The following is an 18,315-nucleotide window of genomic DNA, read 5'->3' as shown; positions in this document are numbered from 1 at the left end:
TGCGGCACAGCCTTGTGCCGCAATGTGTCTCAAAGCACTTTCGACAAAAACTGCTGAGTGCGCGTGTGGCGTGGATGATTCAGCACTTGCTCGCTGCTGCCCTGCTCGATGATTTTGCCATCGACCATAAACACCACCTGATCCGCCACTTCCCGGGCGAAGCCAATCTCATGCGTTACCACAACCAGCGTGGTTCCCGACTTCGCCAGCGCTTTAATGACATCCAGTACTTCACCGACCAGTTCAGGATCCAGTGCAGATGTAGGCTCATCAAACAGCATGACACGCGGATTTAACGCCAGCGCACGGGCAATAGCGATACGCTGCTGCTGACCTCCGGATAAGTGACGCGACCAGGCATCGGCTTTATTCCGTAACCCTACCGCATCAAGCAGAGTTAATGCCCGCTCGGTGGCGGTTTTACGCGTTGCCAGTCCGTGCGCAATGGGCGCTTCAATCAGATTCTCCAGAACCGTTAAGTGGGGGAACAGATTAAAGTTCTGGAACACATAGCCGACGTTAACACGCTGGCGCAAAATTTCCGCCTCTTTCAGCTCATATAGCTTGTCTCCCTGCCGACGATAGCCAATGTAATCGCCATCGATTTGAATAAACCCCTCATCAACGCGTTCCAGATGGTTGATGGTCCGCAAGAGTGTGGATTTCCCTGAACCGGACGGGCCAAGAATAACCGTTACCGTACCGGGAGGGATCTCCAGCGACACATTATCCAGCGCTTTGTGGCGACCAAAGTATTTGCTAACGCCGGTAATAGAAATATGGCCTTCAGGCGAGCGGGACATGGACGGCCTCCTGCTGTGGACGTTGACGACTGCGTTTTTCTGCACGACTCACCCGGGCTGTGTTGATCGCTGAACGTCGTTCGCTGCGTGCCAACGCACGTTCAACCAGGTGCTGAATTAACGACAGGACGCTGGTGATCACCAGATACCACACCGCACCCACCATCAGCAGCGGGATCACTTCCTGCGTGCGGTTATATATCATCTGGATGGTGTAGAACAGCTCCGGCATTGCCAGCACATATACCATCGCCGTCCCTTTCGCCAGGCTGATGATTTCATTGAATCCAGCAGGCAAAATGGTGCGCAGCGCCTGCGGCAGAATAATCCGCAGCGTACGTCGCCCTGCTGGTAAGCCCAGTGCTGCCGCTGCCTCGTACTGACCGTGATCGACCCCTAAAAATCCACCCCGAATAATTTCAGCGGTATAGGCGCTTTGCACCAGCGTCAGGCCAACCACCGCAGTGGAAAACTGACCGAGTACATTGATGGTCTCAAAACTTCCCCACTGAATGGGAGTGAACGGAATACCAATCGTCAACGTGTCGTACAGATAGGAGAAGTTGTACAAAACGATCAGCACCACAATCAGCGGTAACGAACGAAACAGCCAGATGTACCCCCATGCCAGACCGTTCAACAGCCAGGAAGATGAAAGCCGTGCCAACGCCAGCAGACCGCCGATGACAATACTCAACAGCGTCCCGATCAGCGTCAGTAACAGCGTTTGCCCGAGGCCGGACAAGATAACCGGATCAAAGAACCAGCGGGCAAACACGCTCCATTCCCAGCGCGGATTAAACGCCACGGACTGAAGAATTACCGCAAGGGCAAATAAGGCAATGACCGCGCCTACGGTACGCATGGGATAACGTGCCGGTACGACTCTAATGCTATCTGTCGTTTTCATTTTCTCTCCTCAGGCGATTCTGGCCTGACCGGCAATAGTCAGCAGTTTGGTAAAGCGCAGCCGTCCATCAAACGGCGGCAGGCTGTACTCTTCGGGATCGCGCGTCGTATCAAATTGCGGATCGTAGCCCTGGCTTAAATAAAGTCTGACGGCCTCCGGCTGGCGAAATCCCGTGGTTAGATAAATCCGGCTGTAGCCTGCGAGCAGCGCTCTACGTTCCAGTTCCTGCACCACGCGCGCCGCCAGCCCCTGCTGACGCAGGCTGCTTTTTGTCCAGATACGCTTAATCTCGGCGGTGTCCTTGTCGTAAGGTTTGTAAGCCCCGGTGGCGATAATTTCGCCGCGGCGCTCCAGTACCACAAAAAGTCCCTGCGGCGCCAGATACCATTCGGTCAGTTCCACTTCAGCGTCGCGAGAAAAGTAATCGCCATAGCGGGCGGCATATTCACCGAACAGACCGTTCAAAATGGGCTGCAGCTCGCTGGCTTCCGGTGAGAGCACGCGAAATTGATCGCTCACGATGACCTCCTTAGTCGCCTAAACCGGCCGGGTTGATTTCAGATTGTGGAATGCGTTCCACCCCTTCTCCCCAGCGATTCAGCACCTTGTCATAGTCGCCGTTGCCAATCACGCCGTTGAGGGCGGTTTGTACCGGCAGAACCAGACCGCTGTCTTTTTTCAGCGTCACAGCGATATGTGCCGCTTTTGGCCAACCGCCATCAACGCTACCCACTAATTGCGTTTTACCGTTGAGTGCAGCTTTCCACGCGCCGATTACATTAGGACCGAAGTAGGCATCGGCGCGGCCTGACTGTAGGGCCAGGGTTTGCGCGGCATCATCTTTGGTATATACCGGCGTAAACGGCTGTAACCCTTTCTTCACGTTCTCATCGTTCCAGGCCAACAGAATGGCTTCCTGGTTAGTCCCCGAACCGACGATAATGCGTAGTCCTGCGATATCTTCCGCCTGCTCGATTTTCTTCAGCTTGCTACCGGTTTTGACATAAAAGCCAAGAGAGTCCTTCCGATACGTCGCGAAATCGAATTTTTCTTTGCGTGCTTTGGTGACGGTAATATTGCTGATCGCGGCATCGTATTTGCCGGAAGTGACGCCCAGCGGCCAGTCTTCCCATGACGTAGGTACAACGTTGAGTTCCAGCCCCAAACTGTCAGCCACCAGACGCGCGATATCCGCCTCGCTGCCGATCAGCGTTTTATTGTCATCGGCAAAGACGGTCAGCGGCGGCTGGCTGAGCCCGGCAATCGCCACGGTGAATTTACCCGGTACGGCCAGGTGCAGGTTTGCGGGCAACTGCGCAATCGCCTGCGGATTCTTAGCTGTATTGATCGGCGCTTTATTGGCTTCCAGGCTTACGCCGGTGCCGTTAATCGTCACCTCATTTGCCCAAACGGTCGCGCTTAAAGCCAGTGACAGCGCGAGAAATACTGATTTTTTCTGCATAGCGTTTTTCTCTTATTGTGTGAATTGATTTGCAGGTATCGCTAATCCCAGGCTTGCGCGCAGGGTCGTACCGGGATATTCATGGCGGAACAGGCCGCGCGCCTGAAGCACAGGGACAACCTGTTCGACAAAACGCGGGAAGGTATCCGGCGTGCCACCCTGGATGATAAAACCGTCTGCGGCTTTTTCGTCGAACCACTGCTGCAGGCCGTCGGCAACCTGTTGTGGCGTGCCGCTGAAACGCGGACGTGGACTGGCCGCTTCCAGAGCAACCTGACGAAGTGTTAAACCACGCTCGCGTGCGTTGCGTTTGATCTCATCAGTCGTACTGCGAAAGCTGTTTTGTCCGAGAGAGCCCAGATCCGGGAACGGTGCGTCCAGCGGATATTGGGCAAAATCATGATGTTCAAAGTAGCGGCCAAGATAGTTCAGCGCGTCAGTAACGGAGACCAGCGCAGCGGTAGTCTGATACTGCTGCTCAACGTCTTCTGCGCTGTCGCCAACAATAACGCTGACGCCCTGGAATATATGCAGTTGATCGGGATGTCGTCCGGCGACTTCCAGCTGGCTTTTTACATCCTGATAGAAAGCTTTAGCCTCTGCCAGCGACTCCTGATGGGTAAAAATGGCATCAGCATGCTGCGCCGCTAATTTCTTGCCATCTGCTGAAGCTCCCGCCTGAAATATAATCGGACGACCTTGTGGTGTACGCCCAATATTTAATGGCCCGGCGACCTGGAAATAATCTCCATGATGGTTAAGCGTGTGCATTTTTTGCGGATTAAAAAATTCCCCGCTTGTTTTATTACGGGTAAAAGCATCGTCTTCCCAGGAATCCCACAGTCCTTTCACTACCTGTAAATATTCATCGGCAATACGATAACGCTGGGCATGCTCTGGATGCTGAGCGCGAGAATAGTTTTTTGCCGATCCTTCCAGAGGCGACGTCACCACGTTCCAACCCGCGCGCCCCTTGCTGAGATGGTCCAGGCTAGCGAACTGCCGTGCGGTCGTAAACGGCTCGCTGTATGATGTGGACACCGTGCCAACCAGCCCCAGATTCGTGGTGATACTGGCCAAAGCGGATAATACTGTCAGCGGCTCAAAACGATTTAAAAAGTGTGGGATTGATTTTTCATTAATATACAGACCATCGGCGACAAAAATAAAATCCAGCTTCCCTTTTTCCGCAATAAGCGCCGTCTCTTTGACAAAATCAAAATTAATACTGGCATCAGCCTGAGCCGCCGGATGGCGCCATGCGGACATATTTCCCGATGCGCCATGTAGAATAGTGCCGAGCCGTAGTTGCCGATTTTCAGCCATAATAACCCCTACCCAACAGGTAAACTTAAAGGTGTGCGAATGCCGTTTTTGCTAACTGCGCAAAGTAGTGCGCGGCAGGTTCAATTAAACGCTCGTCCGGATTAAATCCCGGGTGATGTAATCCGTATTCACTGGCGCTGCCAATACTGACAAATGCGCCAGGTGTATTTTGCAGGTAGACGGCAAAATCCTCCCCGCCCATATGCAGGTCGGCATGGTGGGTGGTATAGCCTGACTGTTTCGCCACCGCGGTGGCAATATCGGCCCAACGATCATCATTTACCAATGCGGTTGGTCCCGCATGCCAGATTACGTCGATTTGTGCGCCAAAGGCGTGGGCAAATCCGGCGGCGATGTCATTAACGCGGGCCTTAACCTGCTGCTGTACCTGGGTTCGGTGCGTTCTGAGTGTCCCTTCCAGCTCAACGGACTCCGGCAGTACGTTCCATGTGTTTCCCCCCTGAATACGGGTCACGCTGAGCACCACCGAATCCAGCGTGTTTATGTCGCGGCTGGCAACGCTTTGCAGCACCGTTACCAACTGGCTGGCGAGCAGGATGGCATCTTTACCTTCATGCGGACGCGCCGCATGTGCGCCCTTGCCATTAATGCGCAGTACGAAGCGGTCGACATTGGCATAAAATGCGCCGCCGCGTGTGGCAAATTCGCCCACTGGCAAACCGGGCTCATTGTGCATACCGAAAATAGCCGCTACGTTTTGCAGCGCACCGGCGCGGATCAACGTTTTTGCGCCGCCGAAACTCTCTTCAGCTGGCTGAAACAAAATACGTACTCGCCCCGGTAAGGTTATTTCCTGCTGTTTTAGCAGCAGTGCTGCACCAAGCATGACGCTGGTATGGACGTCATGCCCGCAGGCATGCATCACGCCCGGCGTGAGTGAACGAAACGGAACATCGGCGCTTTCTTCTATCGGTAGCGCGTCGATATCCGCCCGCAGCGCGATGACATCTTCTCCCTGACCAATTTCCACGACCAGACCGGTTTTCAGCTCGAACGGCAGAATGTCGACGTCCGCAGCGTGCAACCAGGCGTGAATGCGCGCCGTGGTTGCTTCCTCCTGCAGGGAAAGCTCCGGATGCTGATGTAGTTCACGACGCCAGTCGATAAGCGTTGAGCCGAGAGTCATCTGAGCACCTCCACGGCGTTATGGGCTTGCGCTAACAAACGCAGCGATGTCAGACGCGCATGCCCTTGCGCCACTGGCGTGTCGATAATGAACTCGTCAATGCCTAATTGCGTATGCAGAGCATTCAGCTTTGCCATCACCTCCTGAGCGGTGCCGTGTAGCAACGCCTGCTCACGACGCGCGATTTTGCGTGGTGGGCTGCCAGACTGAGCGGCAAACGCCAGCGCCTGTTCTTCGCTGGCTACCGTGACACGTTGACCATCTTCCAGCTCCACGCCCCAGATTTGTACGTTTTCCGCCAGTTGCGCAGCGGTGTCGTAACTGTCAGCCACAATCACCTGGACGGCGACTATCGTCGGGCGTGCACTGTGGGTCTGCCAGAAGGACAAAACGTCATGCAATAACGCTTTGTCACCGTTAAGGTGCGCAGCGAAGATAAAATTCCAGTCGGATTGCGCTGCTAATTGAGCGCTTTGCACACTGGCTCCCAGCACAAATCCTTCCGGTGGTATCGGTGGAATTGGCGTTGGGAATACCGTCACCCCACTTTCCGTTCCACGCAGCACCAGCCAGTCGTTAAGCTGGGAAAGCTGGTCAGCAAAACTGCCTTTTTCATCCTGATGTAGTCCCTGCTGTAACGCCTGGGTCGAAAGCGGTAAGCCGCCAGGGGCTTTCCCTACGCCGAGATCGACACGTCCAGGGGCCAGTGATGCCAGAAGATTGAAGTTTTCCGCCACTTTGTACGGGCTGTAATGTTGCAGCATTACGCCGCCGGAACCTACGCGGATACGCTGGGTTTGCCCGAGGATCCAGGCGATCACCAGCTCCGGCGATGGGCTGGCCAGCTGTGCCGTATTATGGTGTTCCGCGATCCAGAAACGATGGTACCCCCACTCTTCTGCCAGTTGCGCCAGGCGCAACGTCCGGGAAAGCGCGGTCGCGGCAGTTTCACCTTCACCGATGGGGCTTTTATCCAGAATACTCAGGCGATATGACATGTTACGAGCCTATGTTTGTTAACATGTCTTTATTATTAATTTATCAAATAGCCATACTGAAACATTTAATTCACATTTACTCAGCTAAAAAGTAGATAACAGCCCCTGTCGCTGCCAGGGTTAAAATTTGGATCGCCCAGTACTGGTTGTAACGCTAAACAGAAAAACACCCGCAATTAATAGCCTACAAAATATAATAGGGTCGTTGGCATCACGGTAATAGCATCAAAATCATTTCATGCCAGTTTTCTTTTTACGAAAAGGTTTTTTAACGCGATTTACGTTAAGTCAGTTTAAACGACTTGTCACGTTATGCGCTTGTATTAATTGTTTCACTTTTATGACACAGGATGAATGATTTACATAGGAATTTTTATTTTAACTACTTCCACAGAATTGATGATTAGTAGAGAATGCAACGTTCTTATTAAAACGGTTTAAAACAGATTTTAATATCCCCCGATTTTATTGCGGGGATTTTTGTATGGATTATACATAGCACCATGGGACCTCTATGAAAAGTAACATGCCCGTTACACAAATTGAGCACGCACTTAACGATAAAGCGACGCTGCTTTCTACGACGGATAAAGAAAGTCATATTACCTACGCCAACTCCGCGTTTATTGATGCCAGCGGATTTAACGAACACCAGTTAATGGGCGAACCACATAATATTATTCGCCATCCCGATATGCCTCCCGCGGCGTTCGCCGATATGTGGTACACGCTACAGCAGGGAGACAGCTGGACGGGGATGGTGAAAAACCGTCGACAGAATGGCGACCATTACTGGGTTCGCGCCAACGTTACGCCAGTCTGGCACAATGAAAAACTCACCGGCTACATCTCGGTGCGTACCGTTCCTTCGCGCGATGAAATAACTCAAAGCGAAAGCTTATATCAAAAAATTAATAATCAGCAGCTTAAAGGGTTTCGTCTTTTTAAAGGCATTATCATTCGTCGCGGAATATTGTCATGGGCATCAATGTTTAAATGGCTGAGTATTAGCCAGCGCGTCAATTATTCTTTAGGGGTAATCGCCCTGCTCGCTGTGCTATTTCTCTTCGCTCCTGTTAATCCATTTATTCAGGCGGGAGGGTTATTGTTCTTATTTCTGATGCTTGCTATTTACCTTAAGTATCAAATTTGTCAGCCAGTTAATACGCTACTGACGCAAATGAAGAAAGTGGTATCCGGGAGAAAACCTGATAACTGTCATTTAAATCGGGTGGATGAGATCGGAATGCTGATGCGTCTGGTTAATCAGTCCGGGCTTAATCTGAATTCCCTGGTCGATGATGTCAGTACGCAAATATCCGGTATTCGCGCCATCAGTCAGCGGGTATCAAAAGAAGGTACGGCGCTGCACAAGCGTTCAGAAGAAACCTCCGCCGACCTGCAACAAACCGCTGCCGCCATTGAAGAAATTGGTAGCGCGGTACAGCAAACTGCTGAGACTGCGGCTCATACTATGACCATGGCCGATAAAACCAGCGCCAATGCGGCAGAAGGCGGCGATATTATGAAACAAACTATCGCCATGATGCAGGCGATATCGCGTGACAACGGGCAGATAGTCGACATCATCGGCGTTATCGACAGTATTGCTTTCCAGACTAATATTCTGGCGCTCAATGCCGCGGTTGAGGCCGCGCGGGCCGGGGAGTCCGGGCGTGGTTTTGCCGTTGTAGCGGCAGAGGTCCGTAATCTGGCGCAGCATTCGGCGTCTGCAGCAAAAGAGATCAAACAGCTGATTGAGAAGAATGTCGCTAACGTTAACAGCGGTGTCAAAATGGTGGAGCAAACGGAAACGCATCTCACTGGGATGATTGGCGATGTCCTGCAGATGTCGATGATGATCAAAGATATTAGTCTGGCGACGCGTGAGCAAACCCAGGCGCTGGATCTGATTAACGATTCGATTTCACGCGTTGGCACCATGACACACAATAACGCCGAGATGGTGGAGCGTGTCACCGATGCTACCGCCGATCTGACTCAACGTTCATCGCGCTTACAGCAGGCCGTTCAGGTCTTTGGCGTATCAGCATAACCTTACGGTGCTTATCGGGTGAATGTCTCGATAAGCGCACACCTCTCCACGTATTTACGCCCTTCTCTTTTATTGGCTGAATCGAGGCCACACCGCGCCAGTGCTGGCTGTACAAAAATGCTGAATTCTTGTTATCGGGGCTTTGCGGAACCGAACAATTGAATGTAGGATGCTCGGCCGGCAGTTTTCCCCCATAACTCAATGAAGGGTAAGGCTGTTTTCGCCGCAGCAGGTGCGGCAAAAAGGATTTTGTATTTTTGTCAGGTCAACAGGAAAAGTAATGAACACAAACAACACGCAAGCCGCGGAACAACATGCGGCGAAACGACGCTGGTTGAATGCCCACGAAGAGGGGTATCACAAAGCGATGGGTAATCGACAGGTACAAATGATCGCCATTGGCGGCGCAATTGGTACCGGGTTGTTTTTAGGGGCTGGCGCACGCTTGCAAATGGCGGGTCCTGCTTTGGCGCTGGTCTATCTGGTGTGCGGTATTTTTTCGTTCTTTATACTGCGTGCGCTTGGTGAACTGGTTTTACATCGCCCTTCCAGCGGCAGCTTTGTCTCCTACGCTCGTGAATTTTTAGGTGAGAAAGCCGCCTATGTGGCTGGCTGGATGTACTTCATCAACTGGGCGATGACCGGCATTGTCGATATCACCGCGGTGGCGTTGTATATGCATTACTGGGGCGCATTTGGTGATGTACCGCAGTGGGTGTTCGCCCTCGGCGCGCTGGCCATTGTCGGCACCATGAACATGATCGGCGTGAAGTGGTTCGCGGAGATGGAGTTTTGGTTTGCGCTGGTCAAAGTGCTGGCGATTGTGATTTTCCTGGTGGTGGGTACCGTCTTTTTAGGCACTGGAAAGCCGCTGGATGGTAACGCCACCGGTTTTCACCTGATCACCGACAACGGTGGGTTCTTCCCACATGGTCTGCTTCCAGCGCTGGTACTGGTTCAGGGGGTAGTTTTTGCGTTTGCCTCCATTGAACTGGTGGGCACCGCTGCTGGAGAATGCAAAGATCCGCAAACCATGGTGCCAAAAGCGATCAATAGCGTTATCTGGCGTATTGGTCTGTTCTATGTGGGTTCTGTCGTGCTGCTGGTTCTGTTACTGCCGTGGAATGCCTATCAGGCGGGGCAAAGCCCGTTTGTTACCTTCTTCTCCAAACTGGGCGTGCCGTATATCGGCAGTATCATGAATATTGTGGTGCTCACTGCGGCGCTTTCCAGCCTTAACTCTGGGCTGTACTGCACCGGGCGTATTTTACGTTCCATGTCGATGGGCGGATCGGCGCCTAAATTCATGGCTAAAATGAGCCGTCAACAGGTACCCTGGGCTGGGATCCTCGCCACGTTGGTCGTCTATGTCGTCGGGGTATTTCTGAACTATCTGGTGCCGTCGCAGGTGTTTGAGATCGTGTTGAACTTCGCGTCGTTGGGCATTATTGCGTCGTGGGGCTTTATCATGGTCTGTCAGATGCGTCTGCGCCGGGCCATAAAAGAAGGTAAAACGGCAGACGTCAGCTTTAAACTGCCGGGCGCTCCGTTTACCTCGTGGCTAACCCTACTGTTCCTGCTGAGCGTGCTGGTGCTGATGGCGTTTGACTATCCAAACGGCACCTACACCATCGCGTCATTACCGTTGATTGCCATCCTGCTGGTTGCAGGCTGGTTCGGCGTACGTAAACGCGTCGCGGAAATCCACCGCACCGCGCCGTAATGGCTGAAGGCCTGACTGGTTAACCCTTCAGGCCTTCATTTTTAGTTCGCTTCAATCAACTGCGCTACATCGTTGCTGTTAATTTCCCGCGCATTTCCATCCTGATCGGTATAGCTGGTCATTCCCGTATCTTTATCCAGTTTTGGCTTACCCTGGGTGGTGATGGTTTGTCCGCTTTTGGTCGTCATGACGTAATCGGTGGTACATCCTGCAAGGGTAAACAGCATTACGCCTGCACAAAGACAGATAAATGGCTTTTTCATGGTATTCCCGTGTTATTCAGTTAGCCGTTGAGGGCGTAGTGTAAGTCCCTGAAGTGGCTCGGGCTACTGGCGGGGTGTAACGAGGCGTATCGTGGGGTTTAGAGAAATGACAGGAGGGGTTTCCCCCTCCGGATGTTTTATAGCGCAATACGAATAACATCGTCCGGCTGGGTGGCTTCCTGCTCGCGGGTAGATTTCTGTTTCACGCTGACGTACAGGGTTTTACCATCGGCGGAGAGCGCCAGGCTATTCGGGAACGTTGGGGTCTCGAATGTTTTGACGACTTTATAGCTTTTCGCGTCGATCACACTCACTTTACCGGCCTGGCGATGAGTCACGTAGGCTTCATTACGCGTTGGGTTGAACAACACGGCCAGGGATTCCGGCGCGGCGACTTTTGCCAGTACATTGCCATTACGGGTGTCGATTACCAACACTTCCGCCGCTTTAGAGTCGGTGACAAATGCGCGGTTGCCCGCTGTGTCCAGGCTCAGGTTGATAAAGAAATGCTCTTTCCCGTCATCCAGCAGTTTTTTGCGGCTGAGAATTTTGTTAGTGGCGGTGTCAATGGTAATGAATTCACCGTCGGCATTGGCGGTGTACAGGCGTTTAGCCTTGCTGTCGACAGCCAGAGCGGTGCTCATTTTGCCGGTATTCTGGATGGTGTCCTTCAGCTTGATCGTCTCACCGTCCACCACCCAAATCACGCTCTCTTTACCAATACCGCTAATGTATACCGTGTTGGTAGCATCATCGGCGACCAGCTCACGCGGCTGCAGCGGGCGAACGTCTTCAGAACGCTTACGCGCATCCAGCACCAGACGTCCTTTCACCGCACCGGTTTTGGCATCCATCGCCGTAACCGCGCTGTTTACCGTGTTGCCGAACCACAGCGTTTGCGTGGCGTTGTTGATGGTGGCACCAAATGGTTTGAGATCGTTATGAATCACCTGGGTCACTTCGAGGGTGACCGGGTCAAGACGATAAACCACCCCGCCGGTATCCAGTTTGCGGCTCTGTGAGGTCGCCAGCCACAGCGCGTTCTCTTGCTGGCTGTACGCCATTTCATAGGCGCCTTTGCCGACGGCTTTGCGCAGCAGTTCTTCTGCAGCCTGCGTAGTAAAAGATGATGCAACGAGCAGTGAACCTAACAGTAAAGAACCACGCAGACGCGGCGAAAACAGATGACGTAAAGACATGACGACTCCCTTTGATAAATTCGTTTGTTACTGCTTCACATAGCTTCAATGAGCAAAATCATGGTTTTGCCTTTTTAAGAATGAGAATAGTAATCATTATTTATCTCAATGTGGAGTGTTTATTCGCTTTCGGGTAGTAACCTTCTTATTTTCTCCATGAATACCAGATAACGACATTGGCATTTTACCAGGCCTACATTTTGTACGAAGCAGGCCTGGTTACAGGCATTCACCGTCTTCCACCTTTACGCATCAATCCTCAGCAAGACGAATCACTACCTTGCCGAAGTTTTTGCCGGTCAGCAGACCGATAAAGGTTTGTGGCGCATTTTCCAGACCGTCGGTCACCTGCTCGCGGTAGTGGATTTTGCCCTCTTTAACCCAGCGCCCCATCTCCCGCTGAAACTCATGAATACGGTGTCCATAATCCTGACCAATGATAAAACCCTGCATGCGGATACGCTTTTTCAGCAGCGTTGCCATTAACAGCGGTAATCTGTCAGGTCCGGCCGGAAGCGACGTTGCGTTATAACCGCTGACCAGGCCACAAAGCGGGATCCGCGCTGAGGTGTTGAGTAACGGCAAGACAGCATCAAATACTTTTCCTCCGACGTTTTCGTAATAAATATCAATACCCTGCGGACAGGCTTTTGCCAGTTGTTGCGCAAAATCTTGTGCGTGGTGATCGAGACAAACATCAAAACCCAATACCTCGGTGGCATGTCGGCATTTCTCTGCCCCACCCGCCACACCGATCACCCGACAACCCTTAAGCTTACCGATCTGCCCGACCGTTGCGCCAACCGGCCCGGTTGCGGCAGCTACCACCAGCGTTTCCCCCGCTTTTGGCTGACCGATATCCAGCAGGCCCATATAAGCGGTAAACCCCGGCATACCCATAACACCCAGCGCCCAGGAGGGATGCTCGGGATGATCGCCAAGCTTCACCAGCCCGTTACCGTCGGAGATGTCATAGTCCTGCCAACCGCTGTAGCTCAATACCCATTCGCCTGGCTGGTAGTCCGGATGGTGGGATGACACCACGCGACTTACGGTACCCCCAACCATGACACCACCAATATCTACTGGTGGTGAGTAAGATGGCTCATCGCTCATGCGGCCACGCATGTAGGGATCAAGGGAAAGATAAACGGTGCGCAACAACATCTGGCCTTCGCCCGGTGTTGCGACTTCATCTTCTTCAAGACGGAAGTTCTCTGGGACCGGCGCGCCATGCGGGCGGGAAGCCAGTACCCAACGACGGTTACGATTAGTCTGTTGACCCATGATGTGCTCCTCTGCTTTTGGCATGAATCCATCAATAGTAGCAGCCCGTTCCTGCTATTTAGCTGACGACGTGGTTTAACCGCACAACCAGGTAAACGCAGGGTTGCGCGGTTTCATTGATAAACCGACAGTCATTCGGCGGGCCAAGTTCCAGGCAATCACCTGCCTGCATTTCATGGCGTACGTCCCCTTCGACAAAGACTAATTCTCCCTGCTGTAACCAGATAAGTTGTCTGGCCTGCACATAGGAAGAGGCTGGCATCGGGATATCACTTCCGGCAGGTAATTCGATCTGCACCAGATCGATAGGCAGATCGCTGCGCGGTGAAACATGGCGGCGCAGATAGTGACTTTGTGGATCGTGCCAAACAGGCTGATCGACGAAGCGCAGCAGCTTGCCCTCTTGCATTTCAGCCCGCGCAATCAGGGTAGACATGCTAATGCCAAACGCGCCGGAAAGCCTGCCCAGCAGCGTAGCCGTTGGACTACTCTCGCCGCGTTCTATTTTATGGATCATGGCCCGCGACACACCCGCGCGCTCGGCAAGTTCCGTGAGTGACCAACCGCGAGATTCCCGCTCGATGCGAATTCTTGCACTGATCCGTTGATTTATGCTGTCTTCAATAGTATTCATATTGTAATACTATAGTGAACAAGCCCTGAGGTTCAACATGTCAATTCGATTTGCCAGCAAAGAAGACTGCGCCGCCATTGCAGAAATCTACAACCATGCGGTACTGCATACGGCGGCTATCTGGAACGATCAAACGGTCGATGCCGAAAACCGTATTTCCTGGTATGAAGCCCGCCAATTGATGGGGTATCCGGTGCTGGTGAGTGAAGAGAATGGCGTGGTTACGGGATACGCCTCCTTTGGCGACTGGCGTAACTTTGATGGCTTCCGTCATACCGTTGAACATTCGGTGTATGTTCATCCTGAACATCAGGGAAAAGGGCTAGGACGGGCACTGCTCAGCAGACTGATAGACGAAGCCCGCGCATGCGGCAAGCATGTGATGGTGGCAGGTATTGAGTCTCAGAATCAGGCATCACTGCATCTGCACAGCTTGCTGGGTTTTAAAACCACCGCGCAAATGCCGCAGGTTGGAACCAAATTTGGGCGTTGGCTGGATCTGACCTTCATGCAGTTACAGCTAGACGATCGCCGCGATCCGGATGCCCGTAGATGAACCAGACGCTGACCCTCTCCTTTCTGATTGCCGCAGGTATTGGTCTGGTGGTGCAAAATACCTTGATGGTACGCATCACCCAGACATCCTCGACGATCCTCATCGCCATGTTGCTTAACTCGCTGGTCGGGATCGTGCTGTTTGTCAGCATACTGTGGTTTAAACAAGGAGCTGCGGGATTTGGAGAACTGGTATCCAGCGTGCGCTGGTGGACACTCATCCCCGGATTGCTGGGATCGTTCTTTGTTTTTGCCAGTATCAGTGGGTACCAAAATGTGGGGGCCGCTACCACTATCGCGGTGCTGGTGGCTAGCCAGTTAATCGGCGGGCTGGTGCTGGATATTCTACGTAGTCACGGCGTGCCGCTGCGGGCGCTGGTAGGTCCGGTCTGTGGCGCGGTGCTGTTGGTCATCGGGGCGTGGCTGGTGGCGAGACGTTCATTTTAATTGCCTGACGGCGCTTCGCTTATCAGACCTACAGAACGTGCCTGTAGGTCGGATAAGTGAAATATCAGAGGATTGTGCCGCCTTTGGTCAACTGTTCGCGACGGGCTTCCATATCTTCTTTATGCTGACGGCCATGATGTGCGATAGCCGTACGCAAACGCTGTTGCTGGGTATAGCGGTCTTCCCGGCTCAACGCGATATCATCGCTGAGCTCAATCAGCAATTCATTCATATGCGTAATGACGCTCTCTTCAATGGCGGCATCAACACGTGCGCTGACCTCATCCAGATGCGACATAACCTCTCCTTAACTCATTAATTTAATTTTGCTTTTGAAAAATCACTGCCCATCAGGCTGACGCTGTATCCGCTAACGTTGCTGCGTGTAGCATAGAACGTTTTACCGTTTGCCAGGGCTATCCACGGAGCCTGCTGGTAGAAAATCTCTTGCGATTGCTGGTAAAGCGCGGCGCGCTCTTCCGGTTTACTCACCAGCTTCGCCTTTTGAACCAGCGAATTATACTCTTTATCGCACCAGCGCGCGGCGTTAGATCCGGTTTTTATGCTGTCGCAGCCCAGCAGCACATCGGCGAAATTATCCGGATCGCCGTTGTCTGACATCCAGCCAAACAACGCGGTGTCATGCTCACCTTTACGCATTCCGGAGAGATATTCCCCCCACTCGTACGACACAATTTTCGCCTTCACGCCCACCTTTGCCCAGTCGCTCTGGATCATCTCAGCAATCCGTCGGGAGTTCGGGTTGTAAGGGCGCTGAACCGGCATTGACCACAGCGTCATTTCAAAGCCGTTTTCCAGCCCCGCCTGCTTCAGCAGATCTTTCGCCTTTTGCGGGTCGTAAGTGTAATCCTGCAGATCTTTATTGAAGCCCATCATATTCGGCGGAATCGGCGATTTTGCCACCGTACCGGAACCTAAAAAGACGGCGTTAATAATGGCCTTTTTATCGGTCGCGTAGTTTAGCGCCTGACGCACCAGTACGTTATCAAACGGTTTTTTCTCGGTATTAAACGCCAGATATCCGACGTTCAGCGCTTCAACCGAATGCAGCGTCAAATCTTTATTCTTTTTAATCTCGTCAAACTGTACGGGGGCTGGTGCCGGGATTATCTGGCACTCATTGGTTTGCAGTTTTGCCAGCCGCGTCTGGACGTTTGGCGTGATTGAGAAGATCAGGTGCTTCGTTGGAACGGCGCCATCCCAGTAGTTCGGGTTGGCAAGATAGCGGATTTGCGAGTCCTGCTTGTACTGTTGCAACACGTAAGGCCCGGTGCCAATCGGCCAGTTATCGACGTTTTCCGGGGTGCCTTTTTTCAGCATCGCGTCGGCATATTCCGCAGAAAGGATAGAGGCAAAATCCATACCCCAGTCGGCAAGAAACGCGGCATTAGGTTCATTGAGGACAAACTGAACGTGATAATCATCGACCTTCTTCACTTCTTTAATCAGTTTATCCAGACCAACATCGTTAAAGTATTCGTAGCTTCCCTGAGAAACCTTGTGATACGGATGATCGGCATCTTTCTGCCGTAATACCGAGAAAATCACGTCATCAGCGTTGAAGTCGCGGGTCGGTTTAAAGAATTTATTACTGTTGAATTTCACGCCCTGACGCAGGGTAAACGTGTAAGTCTTACCATCCGGGGAAATCGTCCAGTCCGTTGCCAGAGACGGTATCGGGGTATTCTTTACTGGATCAAAGTTGATGAGTCGGTTGTAGAGCACCTGTGAACTGGCCACAAATGAAGGACCTGAACTGGCGATTTGCGGGTTAAATGACTCCGGAGATGCTTCAGAGCAATAGATGATGGTGTCAGTATTGGCCGCGAACGCAGCGCCTGACGGTAAGACGGCGCTGAGAGCCAGCGCGAGTAACGTTTTCCTTGCAATCATGGTTATAAGCCTTCTTATTTTATTATTAACCGAGATATCAGAGCATAGCTGACAAAAACTGACCAATAACAAATCACTATCAGGTTATTCTAATCCGGTGTATTTCGCTGAATAATTCATCACCCTAAACGAATTAATTTCCCTTAAGTCTTTTTCAAAACGTCAAGATTTTTCCCGGCACTCTATGCCATGAAAATTAGCCCCTTTTTGCCTCTCTTTCGCCGTTTGCTCGCTTTTATAAAACGTAAAGTAGATACGTGAAGAAGTCTAAGGGGTAACAACGTGGCAAAAACTCTCTTGCGCAGCGGCAATTTGGATGACTATCAGGCCGTGGGCGGCGGTGGTCAGGCCGTGTTTGATTCAGCATTGCAAATTCGTGAAACGCTTCGTCTGCGTAAACAGCAGGTGATGGTGGATTGTCTGGCGATCCCACAAATTAACGACAACGGCGATCGGGTTGACTGGTATTCCCCGATAGAAGGGAAAGCCGTGGCGTGGAAAGCCGCTGATGAAGAAGCACGTTTTCGTGCGCTGCGCTATCTGGGGAGCACGCTGGAAAATGCGGCGACCCTGAGCCGTAAAAGCCTGCAATCGGGGAAAACTTCCCTACAGCTGTTTGGCTCGCTGCTCGAAAAAGCCATCCAGTTTCCCGGTGAAAATCACGTGTTTCTGGTTGATGGCAAACCCGTTATTACGTTCTGGGGCTTCGTCAATCTGAATGAAAATCCCCGCGACGATGTGCTCGACTGCCTGCGCATTGCCGATGTTCCTCCTGTGGTTACCGTAGCAGAGCCAGAACAGGAAGAAGAAATCGCACCGGAAATTACCTTTGCCGAGGCCGATGCCCCCTTACTGACGCCGGTCGTTGATCTGCCAAAACCGGCTGAACCTGAACCTCACCCCCCGGTTATTGTTAACGAACCTGAAGTCACTGCCCCGCCGGTACATGAGAAGCCCATACGCCGCCTGCCGCTGTGGAGCCTCCCCGTTGCCGCAGTGATTATTGCAGCCATCGTTGGGCCGCTGCTGTGGAAGCAACAGACCACCCAGCCCGTACCCGCAGTAGCCGCTATTGAAGTCGCTAAGGTTGATATGGCACCGCTGCCAGCACTGACATCTGCACTGCCCCTGCATCGTGCTGAAGTGACTCCAGCTGCGAAGAAAGAGAAACCTGTCGAAGGACCGGTGGTGATTGCCGCAATTCCAAAAGATGCGCTGGTGATGGATGCCAACCAGATGAAGGCAGGAACGACGCGTTTTCTCAACGGTAACTGGCGCGTCATGGTCGATGTTAAAGATCCGGTGAGCGGCAAAGCGCCGTCGCTGCGCTATCAGATCCAGGCCAATAAAGGCACTGCGCGCGTGGTTCATGGTGACAACATTGTTTGTCGTGCCGAGATTTTCTCTGGTTTGCACCAGTCGGGTGAATTAATGATTAAGAGTCGCGGCAATGCCCGTTGTACCGACGGTTCACGTTATCCGATGCCTGAAATTACCTGCAAAGCGGGAACCAATGACGTCGCCGCCTGTACCGCGCGTTATGACGATCACGCGGAAATCCCTCTGACGATCAAAAAGATAGGTGCCTGAT

18 protein-coding genes are annotated in these 18,315 nt (G+C 52.4%); 5 read left to right on the top strand and 13 right to left on the bottom strand.

The window, feature by feature from the left end:
* Positions 1-29 precede the first annotated feature (29 nt).
* The 7 genes from OGX83_RS06260 to OGX83_RS06235 are packed head-to-tail and all read right to left on the bottom strand — an operon-like array spanning position 30 to position 6,646.
* Entirely contained in the window at positions 30-803 is a 774-nt protein-coding gene (locus OGX83_RS06260) for an amino acid ABC transporter ATP-binding protein (protein ID WP_008784819.1), read from the bottom strand.
* Positions 787-1,713, bottom strand: a complete 927-nt coding sequence (locus tag OGX83_RS06255; protein ID WP_008784820.1) for an amino acid ABC transporter permease — start codon at positions 1,711-1,713, stop codon at positions 787-789. The genes OGX83_RS06260 and OGX83_RS06255 overlap by 17 nt, the downstream gene beginning before the upstream one ends.
* A 9-nt stretch (positions 1,714-1,722) precedes the next feature.
* Complete coding sequence (locus OGX83_RS06250; RefSeq protein ID WP_003833076.1) at positions 1,723-2,232, bottom strand: GNAT family N-acetyltransferase; 510 nt, start codon at positions 2,230-2,232, stop codon at positions 1,723-1,725.
* Between the two features lie 10 nt (positions 2,233-2,242).
* Positions 2,243-3,175 carry an ABC transporter substrate-binding protein gene (locus tag OGX83_RS22855; protein ID WP_079934057.1) on the bottom strand — a complete coding sequence of 311 codons (933 nt, stop codon included), beginning with the start codon at positions 3,173-3,175 and terminating at the stop codon, positions 2,243-2,245.
* 12 nt (positions 3,176-3,187) lie between these two features.
* On the bottom strand, positions 3,188-4,501 hold the full coding sequence (locus tag OGX83_RS22850) for an LLM class flavin-dependent oxidoreductase (protein ID WP_502873514.1): 1,314 nt from the start codon (positions 4,499-4,501) through the stop codon (positions 3,188-3,190).
* A gap of 25 nt (positions 4,502-4,526) precedes the next feature.
* Positions 4,527-5,648 (bottom strand): amidohydrolase, encoded by a 1,122-nt coding sequence (locus OGX83_RS06240; RefSeq protein WP_032943504.1) that lies wholly within the window; start codon positions 5,646-5,648, stop codon positions 4,527-4,529.
* Positions 5,645-6,646 carry an MsnO8 family LLM class oxidoreductase gene (locus OGX83_RS06235; RefSeq protein ID WP_286587580.1) on the bottom strand — a complete coding sequence of 334 codons (1,002 nt, stop codon included), beginning with the start codon at positions 6,644-6,646 and terminating at the stop codon, positions 5,645-5,647. The genes OGX83_RS06240 and OGX83_RS06235 overlap by 4 nt, the downstream gene beginning before the upstream one ends.
* A 514-nt stretch (positions 6,647-7,160) precedes the next feature.
* Between OGX83_RS06235 and OGX83_RS06230 the strand changes: the two genes are divergently transcribed.
* Together OGX83_RS06230 and ansP are read left to right on the top strand one after the other, a co-directional pair.
* Complete coding sequence (locus OGX83_RS06230) at positions 7,161-8,702, top strand: methyl-accepting chemotaxis protein (RefSeq protein WP_048235339.1); 1,542 nt, start codon at positions 7,161-7,163, stop codon at positions 8,700-8,702.
* Between the two features lie 280 nt (positions 8,703-8,982).
* Positions 8,983-10,425 (top strand): L-asparagine permease, encoded by a 1,443-nt coding sequence (gene ansP / locus OGX83_RS06225; protein ID WP_003833088.1) that lies wholly within the window; start codon positions 8,983-8,985, stop codon positions 10,423-10,425.
* 41 nt (positions 10,426-10,466) lie between these two features.
* On the opposite strand, the gene OGX83_RS06220 is transcribed toward ansP, so the two are convergent.
* The 4 genes from OGX83_RS06220 to OGX83_RS06205 form a co-directional block, all read right to left on the bottom strand.
* Positions 10,467-10,688, bottom strand: coding sequence for a YgdI/YgdR family lipoprotein (locus tag OGX83_RS06220; RefSeq protein WP_003020157.1), 222 nt, complete (start codon positions 10,686-10,688; stop codon positions 10,467-10,469).
* Positions 10,689-10,825: 137 nt separating this feature from the next.
* A complete protein-coding gene (yncE, locus tag OGX83_RS06215) occupies positions 10,826-11,887 on the bottom strand; it encodes a 7-bladed beta-propeller protein YncE (RefSeq protein WP_003833093.1) in 1,062 nt (353 codons plus the stop codon).
* Between the two features lie 252 nt (positions 11,888-12,139).
* Positions 12,140-13,174 (bottom strand): NADPH-dependent curcumin/dihydrocurcumin reductase, encoded by a 1,035-nt coding sequence (curA, locus tag OGX83_RS06210; RefSeq protein ID WP_071445629.1) that lies wholly within the window; start codon positions 13,172-13,174, stop codon positions 12,140-12,142.
* Positions 13,175-13,232: 58 nt separating this feature from the next.
* Positions 13,233-13,808, bottom strand: a complete 576-nt coding sequence (locus OGX83_RS06205) for a helix-turn-helix domain-containing protein (RefSeq protein WP_003833097.1) — start codon at positions 13,806-13,808, stop codon at positions 13,233-13,235.
* Between the two features lie 37 nt (positions 13,809-13,845).
* Here OGX83_RS06205 and OGX83_RS06200 point away from each other — a divergent pair, with 37 nt between their 5' ends.
* Entirely contained in the window at positions 13,846-14,364 is a 519-nt protein-coding gene (locus tag OGX83_RS06200) for a GNAT family N-acetyltransferase (protein WP_048235335.1), read from the top strand.
* A complete protein-coding gene (locus tag OGX83_RS06195; RefSeq protein WP_048227592.1) occupies positions 14,361-14,810 on the top strand; it encodes a DMT family transporter in 450 nt (149 codons plus the stop codon). Before OGX83_RS06200 ends, OGX83_RS06195 begins: the two co-directional genes overlap by 4 nt.
* Before the next feature lie 64 nt (positions 14,811-14,874).
* Here the strand turns inward: OGX83_RS06195 and OGX83_RS06190 are convergent, their stop codons facing one another.
* Both OGX83_RS06190 and OGX83_RS06185 read right to left on the bottom strand, forming a co-directional pair.
* The gene (locus OGX83_RS06190; protein WP_048235333.1) at positions 14,875-15,108 is read right to left on the bottom strand and encodes a YdcY family protein; all 234 of its coding nucleotides are present in this window, start codon (positions 15,106-15,108) and stop codon (positions 14,875-14,877) included.
* Positions 15,109-15,125: 17 nt separating this feature from the next.
* Positions 15,126-16,724, bottom strand: coding sequence for an ABC transporter substrate-binding protein (locus OGX83_RS06185; RefSeq protein ID WP_286587576.1), 1,599 nt, complete (start codon positions 16,722-16,724; stop codon positions 15,126-15,128).
* A 282-nt stretch (positions 16,725-17,006) separates the two neighbouring features.
* On the opposite strand from OGX83_RS06185, the gene OGX83_RS06180 reads away from it, so the two are divergent.
* A complete protein-coding gene (locus tag OGX83_RS06180) occupies positions 17,007-18,314 on the top strand; it encodes an SrfA family protein (RefSeq protein WP_286587574.1) in 1,308 nt (435 codons plus the stop codon).
* Position 18,315: the final 1 nt, after the last annotated feature.

Source organism: Citrobacter sp. Cpo074, assembly GCF_030332745.1.
GTDB lineage: Bacteria > Pseudomonadota > Gammaproteobacteria > Enterobacterales > Enterobacteriaceae > Citrobacter > Citrobacter portucalensis.
Note: the sequence above shows the minus strand (reverse complement) of the source record. Positions and strands in the feature narration are given on the sequence as shown.

Excerpts from the sequence above, each read along its gene's own strand:
- OGX83_RS06220 (WP_003020157.1), bottom strand. The coding sequence starts at position 10,688 with ATGAAAAAGCCATTTATCTGTCTTTGTGCAGGCGTAATGCTGTTTACC.
- OGX83_RS06190 (WP_048235333.1), bottom strand. The coding sequence starts at position 15,108 with ATGTCGCATCTGGATGAGGTCAGCGCACGTGTTGATGCCGCCATTGAA.
- OGX83_RS06230 (WP_048235339.1), top strand. The coding sequence starts at position 7,161 with ATGAAAAGTAACATGCCCGTTACACAAATTGAGCACGCACTTAACGAT.
- yncE (WP_003833093.1), bottom strand. The coding sequence starts at position 11,887 with ATGTCTTTACGTCATCTGTTTTCGCCGCGTCTGCGTGGTTCTTTACTG.
- ansP (WP_003833088.1), top strand. The coding sequence starts at position 8,983 with ATGAACACAAACAACACGCAAGCCGCGGAACAACATGCGGCGAAACGA.
- OGX83_RS06205 (WP_003833097.1), bottom strand. The coding sequence starts at position 13,808 with ATGAATACTATTGAAGACAGCATAAATCAACGGATCAGTGCAAGAATT.
- OGX83_RS06185 (WP_286587576.1), bottom strand. The coding sequence starts at position 16,724 with ATGATTGCAAGGAAAACGTTACTCGCGCTGGCTCTCAGCGCCGTCTTA.
- OGX83_RS06255 (WP_008784820.1), bottom strand. The coding sequence starts at position 1,713 with ATGAAAACGACAGATAGCATTAGAGTCGTACCGGCACGTTATCCCATG.
- OGX83_RS06195 (WP_048227592.1), top strand. The coding sequence starts at position 14,361 with ATGAACCAGACGCTGACCCTCTCCTTTCTGATTGCCGCAGGTATTGGT.
- OGX83_RS06240 (WP_032943504.1), bottom strand. The coding sequence starts at position 5,648 with ATGACTCTCGGCTCAACGCTTATCGACTGGCGTCGTGAACTACATCAG.
- OGX83_RS06200 (WP_048235335.1), top strand. The coding sequence starts at position 13,846 with ATGTCAATTCGATTTGCCAGCAAAGAAGACTGCGCCGCCATTGCAGAA.
- OGX83_RS06260 (WP_008784819.1), bottom strand. The coding sequence starts at position 803 with ATGTCCCGCTCGCCTGAAGGCCATATTTCTATTACCGGCGTTAGCAAA.
- OGX83_RS06235 (WP_286587580.1), bottom strand. The coding sequence starts at position 6,646 with ATGTCATATCGCCTGAGTATTCTGGATAAAAGCCCCATCGGTGAAGGT.
- OGX83_RS22855 (WP_079934057.1), bottom strand. The coding sequence starts at position 3,175 with ATGCAGAAAAAATCAGTATTTCTCGCGCTGTCACTGGCTTTAAGCGCG.
- OGX83_RS22850 (WP_502873514.1), bottom strand. The coding sequence starts at position 4,501 with ATGGCTGAAAATCGGCAACTACGGCTCGGCACTATTCTACATGGCGCA.
- curA (WP_071445629.1), bottom strand. The coding sequence starts at position 13,174 with ATGGGTCAACAGACTAATCGTAACCGTCGTTGGGTACTGGCTTCCCGC.